Below are 17811 nucleotides of genomic sequence, written 5' to 3'. Positions count from 1 at the left end.
GACACCGCGGGCCCGGTCCCACCTGCGCGGGACACCCGCTCCCCCGGCCGCCGACGACGGGTCAGCGTGTGGCGGCCACGACCTCCGCGAGCCGTGCAGCGACGGTGTCGGCCTGTTCCTGGGTCGGCGCCTCCACCATCACGCGCACCAGCTGCTCGGTGCCCGAGGGCCGCAGCAGCACCCGCCCGGAGCTGCCGAGCTCGGCCTCGACGGCATTGACCGCCCGTGCGACCTCGTCGCTCTCCGCCACCGCGAGCCGGTCGGTCACGGGGACGTTGACCAGGGTCTGCGGCAACCGCTGCACCACCGAGGCCAGCTCGGCCAGGGAGGCACCGGTGGCGCTCATCCGGGACATCAGGGCCAGCCCGGTGAGCAGCCCGTCGCCGGTGGTCGCCCAGTCCAGGAAGACCAGGTGGCCGCTCTGTTCGCCGCCGAGGGAGAGCCCCCGCGAGCGCAGCGCCTCCAGGACGTAGCGGTCACCCACGGCCGTCGTCTGCACGGAGATGCCGGCCGCACGCATGGTGTGGTGGAAGCCGAGGTTGCTCATCACCGTGGCGACGACCGTCTGGTCGGTCAGGTTGCCGCTCTCGTGCAGCGCCAGCGCGCAGATGGCCAGGATCGCGTCGCCGTCGACGACGTCGCCCTGCGCGGTCACCGCCAGACAGCGGTCGGCGTCACCGTCGTGGGCGATGCCGATGTCGGCACCGTGCTTCGCGACGGCGTCGATCAGCGGCCCCAGGTGGGTGGAGCCGATGCCGTCGTTGATGTTCCAGCCGTCGGGCTCGCCGCCGATGACGTGCACCTGCGCACCGGCCCGGCGGTAGATCTCCGGCGCACAGCGGTAGGCGGCCCCGTGGGCGCAGTCGACGACGACGCGCAGGTCACGCAGGGGCTCGCGCAACGCGGAGAGCACATGGGTGGTGTAGTCCTCCGCGGCGCCGGCCAGGTCGCGGACGCGGCCGATGCCCCCACCGGTCGGGCGGTGGTCGCCGCGGGGGTCGCCGTCGTCGGTGCCCATGACCCGCCGCTCGATGGCGGCCTCGACGGCGTCGGGCAGCTTGTGGCCACCGCGACTGAACAGCTTGATGCCGTTGTCGGGCATCGGGTTGTGGCTGGCCGAGAGCATCACGCCCAGGTCGGCGTCGGTGCGGCCGGTCAGGTGCGCGATCGCCGGGGTCGGCAGGACGCCGACGCGCAGCACCTCGGCACCGGCGCTCGCCAAGCCGGCGACGACCGCAGCCTCGAGCATCTCCCCGCTGGCGCGGGGGTCACGGCCGACGACCGCGACGGGACGCGAGGTCCCGTCGCGGTCGGCGAGCACGCTGGCCGCGGCACGGGCCACCGAGAGCGCCAGTTCCGGCGTCAGCTCGGCGTTGGCCCGGCCGCGGACACCGTCGGTCCCGAAGAGCCGACCCACGGACGTACCGTCAGCGCTTCGAGTACTGAGGCGCCTTGCGGGCCTTCTTCAGGCCGTACTTCTTGCGCTCGGTGACCCGCGGGTCACGGGTGAGGAAGCCGGCCTTCTTGAGGGCCGGACGGTCCTCGGGCTCGATCTCGATGAGCGCCCGGGCGATCGCCAGGCGCAGCGCACCGGCCTGGCCGCTGACGCCGCCGCCGTGCAGGATGCCGACGACGTCGTACTGCTCGTTCTTCTCCAGGATCACGAACGGCTCACGGATGAGCTGCTGGTGCACCTTGTTGGGGAAGTACTGCTCGATGGTGCGGCCGTTGAGCTTGAACTCACCGGCGCCGGGGAGCAGGCGCACCCGGACGATGGCCTCCTTGCGGCGGCCGACGGTCTGGATGGGACGCCCGTCGGCGTCGGTCACGGTCAGTGCGCTGGTCACTGGGCCACCTGCTTGATCTCGTAGGTCTGGGGCTGCTGGGCGGCGTGCGGGTGCTCGGGCCCGGCGTAGACCTTGAGCTTGGAGAGCATCTGCCGGCCCAGCGTGTTGTGCGGCAGCATCCCCTTGACGGCGCGCTCGATGACGCGGTCGGGACGGGTCTTCAGCTCGTCGCCGACGTTGATCGTCCGCAGTCCACCCGGGTAGCCGGAGTGGCGGTAGGCGACCTTGGTGTCGCGCTTGGAGCCGGTCAGGGCCACCTTGCCCGCGTTGACGATGACGACGAAGTCGCCGGCGTCGACGTGCGGCGCGAACTGGGGCTTGTGCTTGCCGCGGAGGAGGATCGCGGTCTGGCTGGCGAGTCGACCGAGCACCACGTCGGTGGCGTCGATGACGTGCCAGGCCCGGGTGATGTCACCGGGCTTGGGGCTGTACGTGCGCACGAGGCTCACTCGTCCTGTCGTCGTCGGGCGGGTGGCTGGTGGGATCGCCTCACCGAGAACGGGAGACTTGGGCGGACCCGATGACATCGGCGCCCCGGACGCGTGTGCACCAACCGGCATCACGCACCAACGGGGAACGATACCAGCGTCAATTACGAACCCTGCTCCTGGCCCTGCTGCAGGGACCCGCCGCGAGCCTCCGAGAGGTGGGGGGCAGCAGGGTCCTCCACCTCGCGGAGCCGGCCGCTCGCGACGTCGTAGACCGTGCCCCGCACCTCGGTGCTGAGCAGGTAGGGCGTCTCCCGGATGAGCCGGATCGACTCCCGGACGTCGGCGTCCACGTCGGTGAAGGTGCGCGCCACCCAGGGCGGCCGGTGGCCGGTGGTCCGCTCCACCAGGTCGGCGACCTCCTGGTCGGTGGCCTTGTTGAGCCCGCAGTCGGTGTGGTGCACGAGCACGACCGCACGGGAGCCGAGCACGTGCTGGGAGATGGCCAGCGACCGGAGGGTGTCCTCGGTGACCACGCCACCGGCGTTGCGGATGACGTGCGCGTCACCGACGTCGAGGCCCAGCATGCCGAACAGCGGCATGCGGGAGTCCATGCAGGCGACGACGGCGACCTCGCGGGCCGGCGCGACCGGGAGGTCGCCGGGGAACTCATCCAGCCAGGCCTCGTTCGCCGCCAGCATCCGGTCGATCTCGGTCACCCTGCGCCACCTCTCGTCCGCCGCTACGTCCCGGCAACGCTAGCGCGGCGCGTCAGCGGCCCGCACCGCCGCGCTCCCGGCACTCCACGGCGAGGCGCGTGACCTCCTCGGGGTCCAGCGCGGGTCGGCCGCCGAGCCTGCCCACGGTCGGGGCCGCCGCGGCTCCCGCCTGCCAGGCGGCTGCCCCCGGGTCGGCGCCACGCAACAGCGCGACGGCGAACGCCGCCACCACGCTGTCACCGGCGCCCGTCGGGTCGACCGGGTCCTGGCCGAGCAGCGGCACCAGCTCCTCGCGCACCCGGCCGCCGGGCTCCCGCCACACCGTGAGGTCGCCGTCCTCCCCGGCCGACAGGCAGACCACCCTGGGGCCTGCTGCGCACAGCTGGCGGGCTGCGGCGCGCACGTCACCCAGCCCGTCCAGCTCGCCGTCCACCCACAGCCCGGCCTCGACCAGGTCGGCCCGCAGGACCCGCACCCGGCCCAGCAGCGCCTCCCGGGTCTCCGGGTCCGGCGGGGCGCCGTCGGCGACCGTCAACGCGCCCCGCGGGGCCCGCGCCAGGGCGGCGCGGACGGCGGCCCCCGGCTGCTGCAGCTGGAGCACGACGGCGGACGCCCGCGCGAACGACCGGGCAGCCGCATCGACGTCGGCCGCGGTCAGCAGCGTCGGCTCCGGGACGTCCTCCAGCAGCCGCCGCGTGCCACCGGCCTCCACCAGGTCGACCAGCAGAGCGGTCTCGGCGCCCCGGCGGCGGACCACCCCGGAGACCCACAGACCGTCGCTGACCGCCTGGGCCAGGACCAGGTCGCCGGGCGGGTCGTCGCCGAGCACCCCGACCAGGGCGACCGGCCAGCCCAGCTGCGCCATCGCGACGGCCTGGTTCGCTCCCTTCCCACCCAGCAGCTCCCGGCGGCGGCGGACGTCGGCGCTCCGCCCACCGCGCGGCAACCGGTCCACCTCCAGGACGAGGTCGCGACCCACCTGGCCGACGACGACCGCGGGACCCTCCGGAACTGGCACGCTTCCTCCTCGTCGTGCACGTGGTGCCGCGCCGGCCCCGGCCTGCCTGCCGGGCGGCGTCGGTGACCGTCCCAGCCTGCCCGCTCACCCTGCGTCGTGCGATCACCGGCTGTGCACGACCGGTCCCGGCACGGTCCCGGCCCGCGCCGCCACCCGCTGGAGCGGCATCGGTGAGGATGGGACCGTGCGCACGGTCGAGGAACACCAGGCAGCGGTCGCCGGGCTGCTCGCCCCGCTGCCGGTCGAGGACGTCCCGCTCGCCGCGGCCGCCGGACGGGTGCTCGCCCGCGACCTGACGGCGCGGGTGGCCCTTCCGGGCTTCGACAACTCCGCCATGGACGGCTACGCCGCACGGCACGCCGAGGTGGGGGCGGCCACCGCGGAGGCCCCCGTCCGGCTGCCCGTCGCCGCCGACCTGCCGGCCGGGCGCACCGACGTGCCACCGCTGCTGCCGGGCACGGTGCACCGCATCATGACCGGCGCCCCGGTGCCCGACGGTGCGGACGTGATCGTCCCGGTCGAGCGCACCGACGCCGGCACCGACGTCGTCACCATCACCTCCGCCCCCTCGGCCGGCACCCATCTGCGGCACGCCGGTGAGGACATCCGGGCCGGCGAGCTGGCCATGCCCGCCGGCACCGCGCTCGGCGCGGCCCAGCTGGGGCTCGCGGCCGCGGTCGGGTACGACACCGTGCCGGTGCGGCGCCGTCCCCGGGTGCTGGTGCTCTCCACCGGCAGCGAGCTGGTCGAACCCGGCCGCCCGCTGCGACCGGGCCAGATCTACGAGTCCAACTCCGTGCTGCTGGCCGCCGCCGTCACCGAGGCCGGTGGCGAGGCGCGCACGCTGCACTTCGTGCCCGACGACGTCGAGCAGTTCCTCGCCACGGTCCGCGCCGAGCTGCCGGACGCCGACCTGCTGGTCACCAGCGGCGGGGTCAGCGCCGGTGCGTACGAGGTCGTCAAGGACGCCTTCGCCGGGCTGGGCACGGTCGAGTTCGGCAAGGTCGCCATGCAGCCGGGAGGTCCGCAGGGTGCCGGCACCGTCGACGGCGTCCCGGTCATCACGCTGCCCGGCAACCCGGTGAGCTCCTTCGTCTCCTTCGAGGTGTTCGTCCGCCCCGCCCTGCGCCGGGCGCTCGGCCACGCCTCCCCCGACCGGCTGCGCACCACCGCCCGGCTCACCGCTCCGCTGCGCTCCCCCGCCGGCCGCCGGCAGTTCCTGCGCGGGCGGTTCGACGGGGAGGTCGTCGACCAGGTCGGCGGGCCCGGCTCGCACCTGGTCGCCCACCTCGCCCGCGCCAACTGCCTCGTCGTCGTCCCCGAGGACGTCACCGACCTGCCCGCGGGCGCCCAGGTCACCGTCGTCCTGATCGAAGGAGCACTCCAGTGACCACCTCACCCGAGGGCCCGGCACGACTCACCCACGTCGACGAGTCCGGCGCGGCACGGATGGTCGACGTGACCGCGAAGCCGGTCACCGCACGGGTCGCCACCGCCGCCGGCCGGGTGCTGGTCAGCCCCGAGGTGGTCGCCCTGCTGCGCGGCACGGGCGTGCCCAAGGGCGACGCCATCGCGGTGGCCCGGATCGCCGGGATCGCCGGGGCCAAGCGCACCCCCGACCTGATCCCGCTGTGCCACCCCATCGCACTGCACGGCGTGACGGTCGACCTCGACGTCACCGACGACGCCGTGGAGATCACCGCCACCGCCCGCACCGCCGACCGCACCGGCGTGGAGATGGAGGCGCTCACCTCCGTCGCCGTCGCCGGGCTCACCGTCATCGACATGGTGAAGGCGGTCGACCCGCGCGCCTGCATCACCGACGTCCGGCTGCTCGCCAAGTCCGGTGGCAAGAAGGGCGACTGGACCCGATGAGCGCCGACCTGCCGGCCGACGCCCGGGCCGTCGTGCTCACCGCCTCCAACCGCGCCTCGGCCGGGGTCTACGAGGACCGCTCCGGCCAGGCGCTCGCCGAGGGGCTGCGGGGGCTCGGCTTCACCGTCGAGGGTCCGCACGTGCGCCCGGACGACGTCGCGGCGCTGACCGAGGTGCTGCGGGAGGCCGTGGCGGGCGGGGCCGACGTCGTCCTGACCACCGGCGGCACCGGGCTCTCACCGACCGACGTCACGCCGGAGGCCACCCGCGCGGTGCTCGAGCGGGAGGCCCCCGGCATCGCCGAGGCGGTGCGCCGGTACGGGGAGGGCAAGGTGCCCACCTCGGTGCTGTCCCGCGGCGTCGCCGGCACCGCCGGACGCACCTTGATCGTCAACCTGCCCGGCTCGACCGGTGGCGTCCGGGACGGTCTCGCCGTGCTGGGCCCGCTGCTGCCGCACGTGGTCAGCCAGCTCCGCGGTGGCGACCATGCTCCTGGCGACGCTGCCGCGCCGCAGCGCGGCCAGGAGCCGTCCCCCAGCTGAACTGAGCCGCTTCCCGCGATCGCAGCGGGAGCCTCCGGCCCCGCGCTGCGCTCACGGACCGTCCTCCGGACGGGGGTCCGTACTCGTGCCCGGCTCTGTTCGTGCCCGGCTGGTCGGTGCTCGTGCCCGGCCCAGTCCGTCCCTACTGCGTCCGTGCCCGGCTCTGTGTGCCTAGCCGGGCAGGACGAGGCGTTCGGGGTGGGTGTAGACGTTGCAGCCGTCGCCGCGGAGGAAGCCGATCAGGGTGATGCCCACCTCCTGGGCCAGCTCCACCGCCAGCGAGCTGGGCGCCGACACCGCGGCCAGCACCGGCAGGGCAGCCATCGCCGCCTTCTGGGTCAGCTCGAAGGACGACCGGCCGCTGACCATCAGCACGTGCCCGGCCAGCGGCACCCGGCCCTCCCGCACCGCGTCGCCGACCACCTTGTCCACGGCGTTGTGCCGGCCGACGTCCTCCCGCAGCGCGACCAGCTCGCCGCCGGCGGAGAACAACCCGGCCGCGTGCAGCCCGCCGGTCTTGTCGAACACCTGCTGGGCGGCGCGCAGCCGGTCCGGCAGCGCCAGCAGGGTCGCCAGGGTGAGGCGGGTGTCGTCGGCGGCGACGTCGTAGGCGGTCTTCGTGCGGATGGCGTCGATACTGGCCTTGCCGCAGACACCGCAGGAACTGGTCGTGTAGAAGTTCCGGTCCAGCGCGGTGTCCGGGGCCTGCACGCCGGGCGCCAGGTCGACGTCCACGACGTTGTAGGTGTTGCGGCCCTCGTCGTCCACGGAGTTGCAGTACCGCAGCCCAGCGATGTCGGCCGCCGAGGCGATCACGCCCTCGGTGGTCAGGAAGCCGTGCACCAGGTCGAAGTCGTCGCCCGGGGTCCGCATCGTCACCGCCAGCGGCGTGCCGCCGAGCCGGATCTCCAGGGGCTCCTCGGAGGCGACCGTGTCGGGCCGTCGGGTGTGCACGGCGCCGCGGATGCGCAGCACCGGAGTGCGGCTGGTGACTCGTCCCACGCGGCTGACGGTACTCACCGGTCGCGCCCTACCGTTCCGAGCATGACCCCGCTCCCGCGCTTCGCGGCCGTCGTGCTGGCCGGCGGCCGGGCAGCCCGGCTCGGCGGGCAGCCCAAGCCGCAGCTCGACGTCGGCGGGCGCACGATGCTCGCCACCGTCGTGGACGCCGCCCGGGACGCCGATCCGGTCGTCGTCGTCGGGCCCCCGCAGCCCGTCCCCGAGGGCGTCGTGCTCGTCCGGGAGGTGCCTCCGGGCGGGGGGCCGGTCCCGGCGCTCGCCGCCGGGCTCGCCGCGGTCGGCGACGCCGAGGTGGTCGCCGTCCTCGCCGCCGACCTGCCCTTCCTCACCCGGGACCTGGTGACCGCACTGCGCCGGCGACTCGTCGACGACGGCGTGCTGGTCGTCGACGACACCGGCCGCGACCAGCTCCTCCTGGGCGTCTGGCGGACCGCGGCACTCCGCGCCGCCGTCCGTGACCCCCGCCCGCACACGCCACTGCGGACCGTGCTGTCCGAGCTGTCCGTCAGCCGCCATCGGCCGGCCGCGCTGCCCGGCCGGCCGGCGCCGTGGACCGACTGCGACACCCCCGCCGACCTCGCCCGCGCCCGGGCCGCACCCGGCCGGGAGTGAGCCGTTCCCCACGCGGCCGACCTGCGTGGGGACCACACACAGCGGGTAGGGCCGCACCATGCGCGTCGTCACAGCAGGAGCCCACGGGAAGATCGCCCGCCGCCTCGGCCGGTTGCTGAGCCAGCGGGGGGACACCGCCGTCGGCATCGTCCGCAACCCCGACCACCAGGCCGACCTGGAGTCCGACGGGGTACAGCCGGTGGTGCTGGACCTGGAGCAGGCCTCGGTGGAGGACCTCGCCGCCGTCGTCTCCGGCGCCGATGCCGTGGTCTTCGCCGCCGGCGGTGGCCCGGACAGCGGCATCGAGCGCAAGGACTCCGTCGACCGCGGCGCCGCCGTGCTGCTGGCCGAGGCAGCGGTCGCGGCCGGCGTCCGCCCCTACCTGCTGGTCTCGTCGATCGGCGTCGAGATGGTGGCCGGGGACGGCGCCCCCGAGGACATGGACGAGGTGTTCGTCGCCTACCTGCGGGCCAAGCTGGCAGCCGAGGAGCACGTGCTGTCCCGCGAGGGCCTGTCCCCCATGGTCATCCGCCCGGGGAGCCTCACCGACGACCCCGGCACCGGACGCGTCCGGCTCGAGCACACCACGGACCGCGGCGAGGTCCCCCGTGACGACGTCGCCGCCGTGCTGCTGGCCCTGCTCGACGACCCGAAGGACGGCGCCGTGGTCGAGCTGCTCTCCGGCGACACCCCGGTCACCGAGGCCGTCGCCGCCCTCCCCTGACGTCCTGACGACGGACGGCCTCGCGGGCGCGGCAGGCGCCGGTCAACTGCGCTTCGCCCGGGTGACCACTGCCCGGGCCGCGAGGCCCGCGTCGTCCGGGTAGTCGACCCGCAGCAACGTCAGGCCACCGGCCGGCGCGACCGGCACGTCGTTGGCCCGTTCACTGCGGGAGAGCAGGGACGACGGCCACTTCGCCGGCCGGCGCCCCTCGCCCACGGCGCCCAGCGCACCGACCAGGCTGCGGACCATCGAGTGGCAGAAGGCGTCGGCGGACGCGCGGATCTCCACCAGGTCGCCGTCGCGCTGGACGTCCAGGGCGAGCAGGGTCCGGATCGTGGTCGCCCCCTCGCGTCGCCGGCAGAAGGCGGCGAAGTCCTGCTGCCCGAGGAGGAGGCGCGCCGCCGCCTGCATCGCACCGACGTCCAACCGGCGCGGCCAGCCGACCGTGTCGGCCCGGCGCAGCGGCGGGGGGCCGGCGTCGGCGTCGGTGAGGCGGTACACGTAGTGCCGGGCCAGCGCGGAGAACCGGGCGTCGAAGTCGGCTGTGACCGCCTCCGCCGAGGTGACGGCGATGTCCGGGGACAAGACGCCTCGCAGGCGGCGCAACAGCCGGTCCTGGTGGGAGGTGAAGAGGTCCCCGGGCAGGTCGGCGTGCGCGACCTGACCGGTGGCGTGCACGCCGGCGTCCGTGCGGCCCGCGACCGTCAGGTCCACGTCCACCCGCAGCACCGTGGCCAGCGCCAGTTCCAGCTCGCCCTGGACGGTGCGCAGACCGGGCTGGCGGGCCCAGCCGTGCAGCGCCGTCCCGTCGTAGGAGATCGCCAACCGGACGCGGACGAGCCCGCCACCGGCATCGGTGGCGGGCTCGTCAGCGCGCATGTCCTGCATGGATCAGACCGCCAGAACGGTCTCAGCTCACTTGGGGTCGGTGGCCGGCTCGCCACCGGGGGCGTGGGTGCCCGCGGTCGCCGCGTCACTGATCTCGGCGGCCTCGACCTCGGCCGCCGCCGCAGCGGCCACGTCGGGGCTGAGCGTCGGGTCGTCGACGACGGCCAGGTTCTCGGACGTCGGCTGCGGGGTGACGTTGCCGTCGTCCTGGCGGTCGCCGTCCGGGTTGAAGACGTCGGCGACGACCTCCTGACCGGCAGCCACGGCCTCGTCCGGCTCACCACCGGTCACCGCAGGGCTGGTGTCCCCGCCGGGGCCGGTGGTGACGCCATCATCGGTCAGGTCGCCGTCCGACACCTCGGGGGCGTCAGCGGTCACCTCACCGGCGGCGGCGGATGCACCGGCGCCGGCAGCGAACCGGGTGCCGCGGGCGCGCTCGGCCTCGCCGACGGCCTGCTGCGCCACCGTCTGGCCCTCGACCAGCTCGATGATCGCCATCGGCGCGTTGTCACCCTTGCGGGGACCGACCTTGACGATGCGCGTGTAGCCACCGGGACGGTCGGCGAAGCGCGGGCCGATCTCGGCGAACAGGTGGTGCACGACGTCCTTGTCCCGGATCGTCGTCAGCACCTGCCGACGGGCGTGCAGGTCACCGCGCTTGGCGAAGGTGACCAGCTTCTCGGCCAGCGGCCGCAGCCGCTTGGCCTTGGCCTCGGTGGTGGTGATCCGCCCGTGCTCGAACAGCGAGGTGGCCATGTTGGCCAGCATCAGCCGCTCGTGCGCGGGAGAGCCGCCGAGACGGGGGCCCTTGGTGGGGGTGGGCATGTCGGTCCTTCCTCAGGCGGCCGGGCGGGGCGTGTGCCGGCTGCGTCGTCCACATCGCAGTGCTGCGTGCTGCTGGGCCACCGTGGGGATGGCCGTGCTCAGTGCTCGGTGCGGGGCTCGGCCGGCAGGGTCTCCCCCACCGGCCGCGCCCCGGATCACGAACAGCCTGTCAGAGCTGCTCGGTCTCCTGGTAGGTGCCCTCGTCGAAGGTGGCGGGGTCACCGAAGGCTGCGTCGCCCTGGTAGGCGTCGGTCTCGTAGCCCTCGTCGTAGCTCTCCACCGAGGTGGGGACGAACCCGGGGGGGCTGTCCTTGAGAGCCAGGCCCATCGCGGCCAGCTTGAGCTTGACCTCGTCGATCGACTTCGCGCCGAAGTTGCGGATGTCGAGCAGGTCGGCCTCGGAGCGGGTGACGAGCTCACCGACGGTGTGCACGCCCTCGCGCTTGAGGCAGTTGTAGGACCGCACCGTGAGGTCCATGTCCTCGATGGGCATCGAGAAGTTGGCGATGTCGGCGGCCTCGGCCGGGCTGGGCCCGACCTCGATGCCCTCCGCGTCGACGTTCAGCTCACGCAGCAGGCCGAACAGCTCGACCAGGGTCGAGCCGGCGCTGGCGATCGCGTCCCGGGGCTCCATCGACGGCTTCGTCTCGACGTCGACCACGAGCCGGTCGAAGTCGGTGCGCTGCTCGACACGGGTCGCCTCGACCGCGTAGGTCACCTTCAGCACCGGCGAGTAGATGGAGTCGACGGGGATGCGGCCGATCTCCTGGCCTGGCTGCTTGTTCTGAGTGGCCGGCACGTAGCCGCGACCGCGCTCGACGACCAGCTCGATCTCCAGCCGGCCCTTCGCGTTCAGCGTGGCGATGTGCAGGTCGGGGTTGTGCACCTCGACGCCGGCCGGCGGGGCGATGTCCGCCGCCGTGACCTCACCAGGACCCTGCTTGCGCAGGTACATGGTCACCGGCTCGTCGGAGTCGGAGCTGACCACGAGGCCCTTGAGGTTCAGGATGATCTCGGTGACGTCCTCCTTGACCCCCGGCACGGTGGTGAACTCGTGCAGGGTGCCCTCGATCCGGATGCTGGTGACAGCAGCGCCGGGGATCGAGGACAGCAGGGTGCGACGCAGCGAGTTGCCGAGGGTGTAACCGAAACCCGGCTCGAGCGGCTCGATGACGAACCGCGAGCGCTGGGCGTCGATGGTCTCCTCGGCGAGGGTCGGACGCTGTGCGATGAGCATGGTTCTCCTTCAGGTCCTCCGGCACCCGCCATATGACGCCGTGAGGGGGTGGTGCCGGCGGGACGGACATCGGTCCGCCCGTCCCGCCGTCGTGCTGGTCCTGCAGTCGTGCTGTCCTACCGGCCGATCACTTCGAGTAGAGCTCGACGATCAGCTGCTCCTGGACCGGGGTGTCGATCACCTGGCGCGCCGGGATGTTGTGGACCAACACCTTCAGCTGCGAGGAGATGACCTCCAGCCACGGCGGCACGGGACGAGAGCCGGCCTTGGCCTGGGCGAGCTGGAACGGCACCATCTCGGCGGACTTCGCAGCCACCTCGAGGATGTCGTTGGCGCTCACCCGGTAGGACGGGATGTCGACCTTGCGACCGTTGACCTTGATGTGACCGTGGCGCACCAGCTGGCGGGCCATGTCACGGGACTCGGCGAAGCCGGCCCGGTAGACCACGTTGTCGAGGCGGGACTCGAGGATCTGCAGCAGGACCTCACCGGTCTTGCCCGACTTCTTGTTCGCCTCTTCGTAGTAACCGCGGAACTGCTTCTCCAGCACGCCGTAGATGCGGCGGGCCTTCTGCTTCTCGCGCAGCTGGAGCAGGTACTCGCTGTCCTTGCTGCGACCGCGGCCGTGCTCGCCCGGCGGGTAGGGCCGGATCTCGATCGGGCACTTCGCGGACTCGCACTTGCTGCCCTTGAGGAACAGCTTCATCTTCTCGCGCCTGCACAGACGGCAGTCGGCTCCGGTGTAACGGGCCACGTCAGGTACTCCTAGTTCGTCTCGTCAGTGACCGGTCAGACCCGGCGGCGCTTCTTGGGGCGGCAGCCGTTGTGCGGCTGAGGCGTCACGTCCTGGATCTGACCCACTTCGAGGCCGGTGGCCTGCAGCGAGCGGATCGCGGTCTCCCGACCGGAGCCCGGGCCCTTCACGAAGACGTCGACCTTGCGCATGCCGTGCTCCTGCGCCTTGCGTGCGGCGTTCTCCGCAGCCATCTGCGCCGCGAACGGCGTGGACTTGCGGGAGCCCTTGAACCCGACGTGCCCGGCCGAGGCCCAGCTGATCACGTTGCCCGTGGGGTCGGTGATCGACACGATCGTGTTGTTGAAGGTGCTCTTGATGTGCGCCGCACCATGGGCGACGTTCTTCTTCTCCTTGCGGCGCACCTTCTTGGTGCCAGCTGCCGCGCGAGCCCTGGGAGGCATCTCTCTCCGGTCTGAGTCTGTGTTCGTGGCCTGGTCGCCCACCCGGTCCTAGCCGAGGGGGCGGTCGTGCTCAGGCGCACCGCCGGTCCGGCCCTACGGACCCGCGACGGTGCGCCGACGTGCTGAGATCAGCGGGCCTTCTTCTTGCCCGCGATGGTCTTGCGCGGGCCCTTGCTCGAGCGCGCGTTCGTCTTGGTGCGCTGACCGTGCACCGGCAGGCCGCGGCGGTGCCGCAGACCCTGGTAGCAACCGATCTCCACCTTGCGGCGGATGTCGGCGGCCACCTCACGGCGCAGGTCACCCTCGACGCGGAAGTGCTCGTCGATGTAGTCGCGCAGCTTGAGCAGGTCCTCGTCGGTCAGGTCCTTGGCGCGCAGGTCCGGGCTGACGCCCGTTGCGGCCAGGGTCGCCTTGGCCGAGGTCGGCCCGATCCCGTAGATGTAGGTGAGCGCGATCTCCATCCGCTTCTCGCGGGGAAGGTCGACGCCAGCAAGTCGTGCCATTGTCTGGTACTCCCTCAGCCCTGGCGCTGCTTGTGCCGGGCGTTCTCGCAGATGACCATGACCCGGCCGTGCCGGCGGATCACCTTGCACTTGTCACAGATCTTCTTCACCGACGGCTGGACCTTCACCGGTGCCGCCCTCATTCCTGTAGATCGTGCGCCGACCCCCGGACCCCGTGGGGACCCGGACCGGCAGCGGGTTACTTGTAGCGGTAGACGATGCGGCCGCGCGTCAGGTCGTAGGGCGAGAGCTCCACGACGACGCGGTCCTCGGGCAGGATCCGGATGTAGTGCTGCCGCATCTTGCCGCTGATGTGGGCGAGCACCCGGTGCCCGTTCTGCAGTTCGACCCGGAACATCGCGTTGGGCAGCGGCTCGACGACACGACCCTCGACCTCGATGGCCCCGTCCTTCTTAGCCACGCCTACACGGCCTCCTCGTTCGATCGGATCTGCATGCGCCCATGCCGGAGCGACAGGGCGGTGGTGCGGGATTCCTTGCTGGCTGCACTCGACGTGTCGGGCACAGTGGAACGGGCGATCTCGCTGAGGGCGTCCCTCGGCGTACGGCCACAGCACGACGACGGACGGCGCGAACGCCATCGGCCACTGTACTCCCCACAGCACCAGGGCTCCAACCCGGGCCAGGGTGACGGACCCCTCTCGCCCCCCAGCACCCTCTGCTCGCGCGCAGAGAGCGTCCGGAGGGAGCCGGTCAGGAGCGGGGCGTGACCCCGAACGGCGCGAGGCCGGCAACGCCGCCGTCCTCGGCCGTGAGGACCCACGGGCCCTCTGGCGTGATGGCGACGCTGTGCTCGAAGTGCGCGGCCCGTGAGCCGTCCTTGGTGACCACGGTCCAGCCGTCGTCCAGCTCCACGGTGGCCGGGTCACCGATGGTGACCATCGGCTCGATGGCCAGTGCCAGGCCGGGGACGAGCTTGGGCCCACGCCCCGCACGCCCGTAGTTCAGCACGTGCGGGTCCTGGTGCATCTCCGTGCCGATGCCGTGACCGCCGTAGTGGTCGACGATCCCGTAGGGGTGCTCGTGCGCGGTGATCGACTCCTCCACCGCGTGGCTGATGTCGGTCAGCCGGCCGCCGGCGACAGCCTTCGCCAGCCCTGCCCACATCGACCGCTCGGTGACCTCCAGCAGAGCCGCGTCCTCGGCGGACGGTGTCCCCACCGGGACCGTGATCGCGGAGTCGCTGTGCCAGCCCTGCAGGATGGCGCCACAGTCGATGGAGATGTTGTCGCCCTCGGCGAGCGTCCGGTCGGGGTTCGGGATGCCGTGCACCACCTCGTCGTTGATCGACGCACAGATGGTGCCGGTGAAGCCGTGGTACCCGAGGAAGTTGGGCACGGCCCCGCACGACCGGATGTGGTCCTCGGCGATCGCGTCGAGCTCGCCGGTGGTCACCCCGGGACGCACGGCCGCGCGGACGGCCTTGAGGGCCCCCGCGGTGACCAGTCCGGAGGCTCGCATGAGCTCGATCTCGTGTGCTGTCTTGATCTGGATCATGCGTCCACTCCACTTCGCCAGCAACGGCAGCCGGGCCGCCCACGCCGCACTGCGGTCACCGTTCACCGGGACCTCGGGGACTCAGCGACCGGACTCGTCGTCGGGCTCGTCGGCCAGCGCTTCCTCGGCACCGAGGGCCTCCAGGGCGCGCCGGGTGACCTCGTCGACCTCCCCGATGGCGTTGATCTGGCTGAGCAGCCCGACCTCTTCGTAGAACCCGGCCAGCGGCGCCGTCTGTTCCCGGTAGACCTCGAGACGGTGCCGCACGGTCTCCGGCTTGTCGTCGTCCCGCTGGACCCACTCACCGTCCACCAGCATCCGGCGCCCGGAGAGCCGGCGCACGAGCTCGTCCTCGTCGACGACGAGCTCCAGGCACCTGTCCAGCGCGTGGCCCATCTCCGCGAGGGAGTCACGCAGCTGCTCGGCCTGGGCGATGGTGCGCGGGAAGCCGTCGAGCAGGAAGCCGGCCTTCGCATCGGACTCGGCCAGGCGGTCGGAGACCATCGCGACGGTGATCTCGTCGGGCACCAGGTCACCGGAGTCCATGTAGGCCTTGGCCTGTCGGCCCAGTTCGGTCTGACCACTGACGTTGGCCCGGAAGATGTCGCCCGTCGAGATCGCGGGCACACCGAGCCGCTCGGCGATGATCTGGGCCTGGGTCCCCTTGCCAGCTCCGGGAGGGCCCAGCAGCACGACGCGCACTAGCGGAGGAACCCTTCGTAGCTGCGCTGGTTCAACTGCGTCTCGATCTGCTTCACCGTCTCCAAGCCCACTCCCACCATGATCAGCACCGCGGTCCCGCCGAACGGGAAGTTCTGGTTCTGTCCCTCTTGGGTGATCGAGAGGAACAGGTTGGGCAACACTGCCACCAACCCGAGGTAGATGGACCCCGGCAGGGTGATCCGGGACAGCACGTACTGCAGGTACTCCGCAGTGGGCCGACCGGGGCGGATGCCCGGGATGAAGCCGCCGTAGCGCTTCATGTCGTCGGCGCGCTCTTCGGGGTTGAACGTGATCGACACGTAGAAGTACGTGAAGAAGATGATCAGCCCGAAGTAGATGGCGATGTGCACCGGGCTGCTCTGGTTGATCACGTAGTTCTCGAAGAACCGGCGGACCGGGCCGCTCGAGTCGCTCTGCAGCTGGCTGAGCAACTGCGGCAGGTACAGCAACGAGGAGGCGAAGATGACCGGGATGACGCCGGCCTGGTTCACCTTCAGCGGCAGGTAGGTCGACGTGCCGCCGTACATCCGGCGTCCGACCATCCGCTTGGCGTACTGCACCGGGATGCGGCGCTGCGCCTGCTCGACGTAGACCACCGAGGCGATGACGACCAGGGCGAAGATGCACACGACGGTGAAGATGAAGGCACCGCGGGTCTGCAGGATCGCGCCGCCCTCGGCGGGGATCCGGGCGGCGATCGAGGTGAAGATCAGCACGGACATGCCGTTGCCGATCCCCTTCTCGGTGAGGAGCTCGCCCAGCCACATGATCACGGCCGTGCCGGCGGTCAGCGTGATGACGAGGATGACCGTCGTCCAGACGGAGTCCGACGGGATGATGTCCTGCGGGCAGTTGGGGAACAGCTGGCCGCTACGGGCCAGGGCGATGATCCCGGTGCTCTGCAGGACGGCGAGGGCGATCGTCAGGTAGCGGGTGTACTGGGTCAGTTTCGCCTGACCCGACTGCCCTTCCTTCTTCAACTGCTCGAACCGCGGGATGACCACGACCAGCAGCTGGACGATGATGCTCGCCGTGATGTACGGCATGATGCCCAGCGCGAAGACCGACAGCCGGAGCAGCGCTCCGCCGGAGAACAGGTTGACCAGCGAGTAGACGTCCCGCTGGTCGGAGGCCGCAGCCAGGTCCAGACATCTGTTGATCGCCTCGGTCGAGACCCCTGGGCCGGGGATGCTGGCACCCAGCCGGTAGACGGCGATCAGCGCCAGGGAGAACAGCAGCTTGCGCCGGAGATCTGGCGTCCGGAACGCCGCGGCGAACGCCTGCAGCACGTGCCCTCCCCGAGTAGGTCCTATGAGGCTATCAACGTCAGGCCGTGGCTCCGGCGACCCGCCCACCCGGAGGGGTGGGCCCAGTCGCGCGGACGACGGTCAGGTGGCGCTCCGGCCGGCGGCCGGACAGACAAAAGCCCCCCTGCGTCCCCCGCCGCGAGCGCGCTCACGGCGGGGGGCAGAGGGGTCCTTCGTCAGATCTGGGTGGTGCTGCCCCCGGCAGCGCCGATCTTCTCCTCGGCGGACTTGGAGAAGGCGTGCGCCTGCACGTCGACCTTCACCCCGCCGAGCTCGCCCGTGCCGAGGACCTTGACCGGCTGACCGCGACGGATGGCGCCGGCGTCGGCCAGCGTCTCCGGGTCGATCGTGCCGCCCTGCGGGAACAGGGAGGCGATCCGGTCCAGGTTCACGACCTGGAAGACGACCTTGTTGTTGTTCTTGAAGCCCGAGAGCTTCGGCAGCCGCATGAAGAGGGGGGTCTGACCACCCTCGAAGCGGGCAGAGACCTGCACGCGAGCGCCGGAGCCCTTGGTGCCGCGACCGGCCGTCTTGCCCTTGGAGCCCTCACCACGACCCACGCGGGTCTTCTTGGTGTGAGCGCCGGGGGCCGGACGCAGGTGGTGGACCTTGAGAGTCATGTCTGTATTCCTTCTCGCCCGAAGCTCAGACGATCTCTTCGACGGCGACCAGGTGCGGCACCGTCGCGACCATCCCGCGGATCTCGGGACGGTCCTCCTGGACGACCGAGTCGTTGATCCGCTTCAGCCCGAGCGAACGCAACGTCTCGCGCTGGTTCGGCTTGGTGCCGATGGCCGACTTGACCTGGGTGACCTTCAGCTGAGCCATC

The 17811-nt window shown here is 72.2% G+C and carries 24 protein-coding genes; 5 read left to right on the top strand and 19 right to left on the bottom strand.

The window, feature by feature from the left end; translation table 11 throughout:
* Nucleotides 1-61 precede the first annotated feature (61 nt).
* The 5 genes from glmM to IN07_RS05890 all read right to left on the bottom strand — a co-directional run bounded on the left by glmM (nucleotide 62) and on the right by IN07_RS05890 (nucleotide 4012).
* Entirely contained in the window at nucleotides 62-1417 is a 1356-nt protein-coding gene (gene glmM / locus IN07_RS05910) for a phosphoglucosamine mutase (protein WP_036334317.1), read from the bottom strand.
* A 10-nt stretch (nucleotides 1418-1427) separates the two neighbouring features.
* Nucleotides 1428-1847, bottom strand: a complete 420-nt coding sequence (gene rpsI / locus IN07_RS05905; RefSeq protein WP_036334315.1) for a 30S ribosomal protein S9 — start codon at nucleotides 1845-1847, stop codon at nucleotides 1428-1430.
* Nucleotides 1844-2287 carry a 50S ribosomal protein L13 gene (gene rplM, locus IN07_RS05900; RefSeq protein ID WP_036334364.1) on the bottom strand — a complete coding sequence of 148 codons (444 nt, stop codon included), beginning with the start codon at nucleotides 2285-2287 and terminating at the stop codon, nucleotides 1844-1846. Before rplM ends, rpsI begins: the two co-directional genes overlap by 4 nt.
* Nucleotides 2288-2439: 152 nt before the next feature.
* Nucleotides 2440-2994: a beta-class carbonic anhydrase gene (locus IN07_RS05895; RefSeq protein WP_036334314.1), complete on the bottom strand. Its 555-nt coding sequence runs from the start codon at nucleotides 2992-2994 to the stop codon at nucleotides 2440-2442.
* A gap of 52 nt (nucleotides 2995-3046) precedes the next feature.
* Nucleotides 3047-4012, bottom strand: coding sequence for a PfkB family carbohydrate kinase (locus tag IN07_RS05890; RefSeq protein WP_052090888.1), 966 nt, complete (start codon nucleotides 4010-4012; stop codon nucleotides 3047-3049).
* Between the two features lie 184 nt (nucleotides 4013-4196).
* On the opposite strand from IN07_RS05890, the gene moeA reads away from it, so the two are divergent.
* From moeA to IN07_RS05875, 3 genes are read left to right on the top strand one after another with little or no spacing between them, the layout of a single operon-like run.
* Nucleotides 4197-5402, top strand: coding sequence for a molybdopterin molybdotransferase MoeA (gene moeA / locus IN07_RS05885; RefSeq protein ID WP_036334312.1), 1206 nt, complete (start codon nucleotides 4197-4199; stop codon nucleotides 5400-5402).
* The gene (moaC, locus tag IN07_RS05880; RefSeq protein WP_036334311.1) at nucleotides 5399-5887 is read left to right on the top strand and encodes a cyclic pyranopterin monophosphate synthase MoaC; all 489 of its coding nucleotides are present in this window, start codon (nucleotides 5399-5401) and stop codon (nucleotides 5885-5887) included. Before moeA ends, moaC begins: the two co-directional genes overlap by 4 nt.
* On the top strand, nucleotides 5884-6429 hold the full coding sequence (locus IN07_RS05875) for a MogA/MoaB family molybdenum cofactor biosynthesis protein (RefSeq protein ID WP_036334309.1): 546 nt from the start codon (nucleotides 5884-5886) through the stop codon (nucleotides 6427-6429). Before moaC ends, IN07_RS05875 begins: the two co-directional genes overlap by 4 nt.
* 171 nt (nucleotides 6430-6600) lie before the next feature.
* Here the strand turns inward: IN07_RS05875 and fdhD are convergent, their stop codons facing one another.
* Nucleotides 6601-7431 carry a formate dehydrogenase accessory sulfurtransferase FdhD gene (gene fdhD, locus IN07_RS05870; protein ID WP_036334308.1) on the bottom strand — a complete coding sequence of 277 codons (831 nt, stop codon included), beginning with the start codon at nucleotides 7429-7431 and terminating at the stop codon, nucleotides 6601-6603.
* A gap of 42 nt (nucleotides 7432-7473) precedes the next feature.
* Between fdhD and mobA the strand changes: the two genes are divergently transcribed.
* Together mobA and IN07_RS05860 are read left to right on the top strand one after the other, a co-directional pair.
* Nucleotides 7474-8061: a molybdenum cofactor guanylyltransferase gene (gene mobA / locus IN07_RS05865; protein WP_036334307.1), complete on the top strand. Its 588-nt coding sequence runs from the start codon at nucleotides 7474-7476 to the stop codon at nucleotides 8059-8061.
* A 58-nt stretch (nucleotides 8062-8119) separates the two neighbouring features.
* Nucleotides 8120-8785: an NAD(P)H-binding protein gene (locus IN07_RS05860; RefSeq protein ID WP_036334305.1), complete on the top strand. Its 666-nt coding sequence runs from the start codon at nucleotides 8120-8122 to the stop codon at nucleotides 8783-8785.
* A gap of 42 nt (nucleotides 8786-8827) precedes the next feature.
* Here IN07_RS05860 and truA read toward each other — a convergent pair whose 3' ends face one another.
* The 13 genes from truA to rpmD all read right to left on the bottom strand — a co-directional run bounded on the left by truA (nucleotide 8828) and on the right by rpmD (nucleotide 17810).
* Nucleotides 8828-9664, bottom strand: coding sequence for a tRNA pseudouridine(38-40) synthase TruA (gene truA, locus IN07_RS05855; protein ID WP_197058369.1), 837 nt, complete (start codon nucleotides 9662-9664; stop codon nucleotides 8828-8830).
* A 36-nt stretch (nucleotides 9665-9700) separates the two neighbouring features.
* Nucleotides 9701-10498 carry a 50S ribosomal protein L17 gene (gene rplQ, locus IN07_RS27025; protein WP_036334303.1) on the bottom strand — a complete coding sequence of 266 codons (798 nt, stop codon included), beginning with the start codon at nucleotides 10496-10498 and terminating at the stop codon, nucleotides 9701-9703.
* Between the two features lie 169 nt (nucleotides 10499-10667).
* Complete coding sequence (locus IN07_RS05845; protein WP_036334302.1) at nucleotides 10668-11735, bottom strand: DNA-directed RNA polymerase subunit alpha; 1068 nt, start codon at nucleotides 11733-11735, stop codon at nucleotides 10668-10670.
* A gap of 127 nt (nucleotides 11736-11862) precedes the next feature.
* Nucleotides 11863-12489: a 30S ribosomal protein S4 gene (gene rpsD, locus IN07_RS05840; RefSeq protein WP_036334300.1), complete on the bottom strand. Its 627-nt coding sequence runs from the start codon at nucleotides 12487-12489 to the stop codon at nucleotides 11863-11865.
* 35 nt (nucleotides 12490-12524) lie between these two features.
* The gene (rpsK, locus tag IN07_RS05835) at nucleotides 12525-12932 is read right to left on the bottom strand and encodes a 30S ribosomal protein S11 (RefSeq protein WP_026844840.1); all 408 of its coding nucleotides are present in this window, start codon (nucleotides 12930-12932) and stop codon (nucleotides 12525-12527) included.
* Nucleotides 12933-13060: 128 nt separating this feature from the next.
* On the bottom strand, nucleotides 13061-13435 hold the full coding sequence (gene rpsM / locus IN07_RS05830; RefSeq protein WP_036334299.1) for a 30S ribosomal protein S13: 375 nt from the start codon (nucleotides 13433-13435) through the stop codon (nucleotides 13061-13063).
* A 14-nt stretch (nucleotides 13436-13449) separates the two neighbouring features.
* Nucleotides 13450-13563, bottom strand: coding sequence for a 50S ribosomal protein L36 (gene rpmJ, locus IN07_RS05825; RefSeq protein ID WP_014742835.1), 114 nt, complete (start codon nucleotides 13561-13563; stop codon nucleotides 13450-13452).
* 71 nt (nucleotides 13564-13634) lie between these two features.
* Entirely contained in the window at nucleotides 13635-13856 is a 222-nt protein-coding gene (gene infA, locus IN07_RS05820) for a translation initiation factor IF-1 (protein ID WP_012950459.1), read from the bottom strand.
* 292 nt (nucleotides 13857-14148) lie between these two features.
* On the bottom strand, nucleotides 14149-14952 hold the full coding sequence (gene map, locus IN07_RS05815) for a type I methionyl aminopeptidase (protein ID WP_036334360.1): 804 nt from the start codon (nucleotides 14950-14952) through the stop codon (nucleotides 14149-14151).
* 81 nt (nucleotides 14953-15033) lie between these two features.
* Nucleotides 15034-15654 carry an adenylate kinase gene (locus IN07_RS05810; protein ID WP_036334298.1) on the bottom strand — a complete coding sequence of 207 codons (621 nt, stop codon included), beginning with the start codon at nucleotides 15652-15654 and terminating at the stop codon, nucleotides 15034-15036.
* On the bottom strand, nucleotides 15654-16964 hold the full coding sequence (gene secY / locus IN07_RS05805; RefSeq protein WP_036334297.1) for a preprotein translocase subunit SecY: 1311 nt from the start codon (nucleotides 16962-16964) through the stop codon (nucleotides 15654-15656). The genes IN07_RS05810 and secY overlap by 1 nt, the downstream gene beginning before the upstream one ends.
* A 194-nt stretch (nucleotides 16965-17158) precedes the next feature.
* A complete protein-coding gene (gene rplO / locus IN07_RS05800) occupies nucleotides 17159-17602 on the bottom strand; it encodes a 50S ribosomal protein L15 (RefSeq protein ID WP_036334296.1) in 444 nt (147 codons plus the stop codon).
* A gap of 25 nt (nucleotides 17603-17627) precedes the next feature.
* Nucleotides 17628-17810: a 50S ribosomal protein L30 gene (rpmD, locus tag IN07_RS05795; RefSeq protein ID WP_036334294.1), complete on the bottom strand. Its 183-nt coding sequence runs from the start codon at nucleotides 17808-17810 to the stop codon at nucleotides 17628-17630.
* Nucleotide 17811: the final 1 nt, after the last annotated feature.

Origin of the sequence: Modestobacter caceresii, from assembly GCF_000761485.1 — a bacterium.
Lineage (GTDB): Bacteria > Actinomycetota > Actinomycetes > Mycobacteriales > Geodermatophilaceae > Modestobacter > Modestobacter caceresii.
The sequence above is the reverse complement of the archived record's forward strand: the minus strand, read 5'-3'. Positions and strand labels throughout refer to the sequence as shown.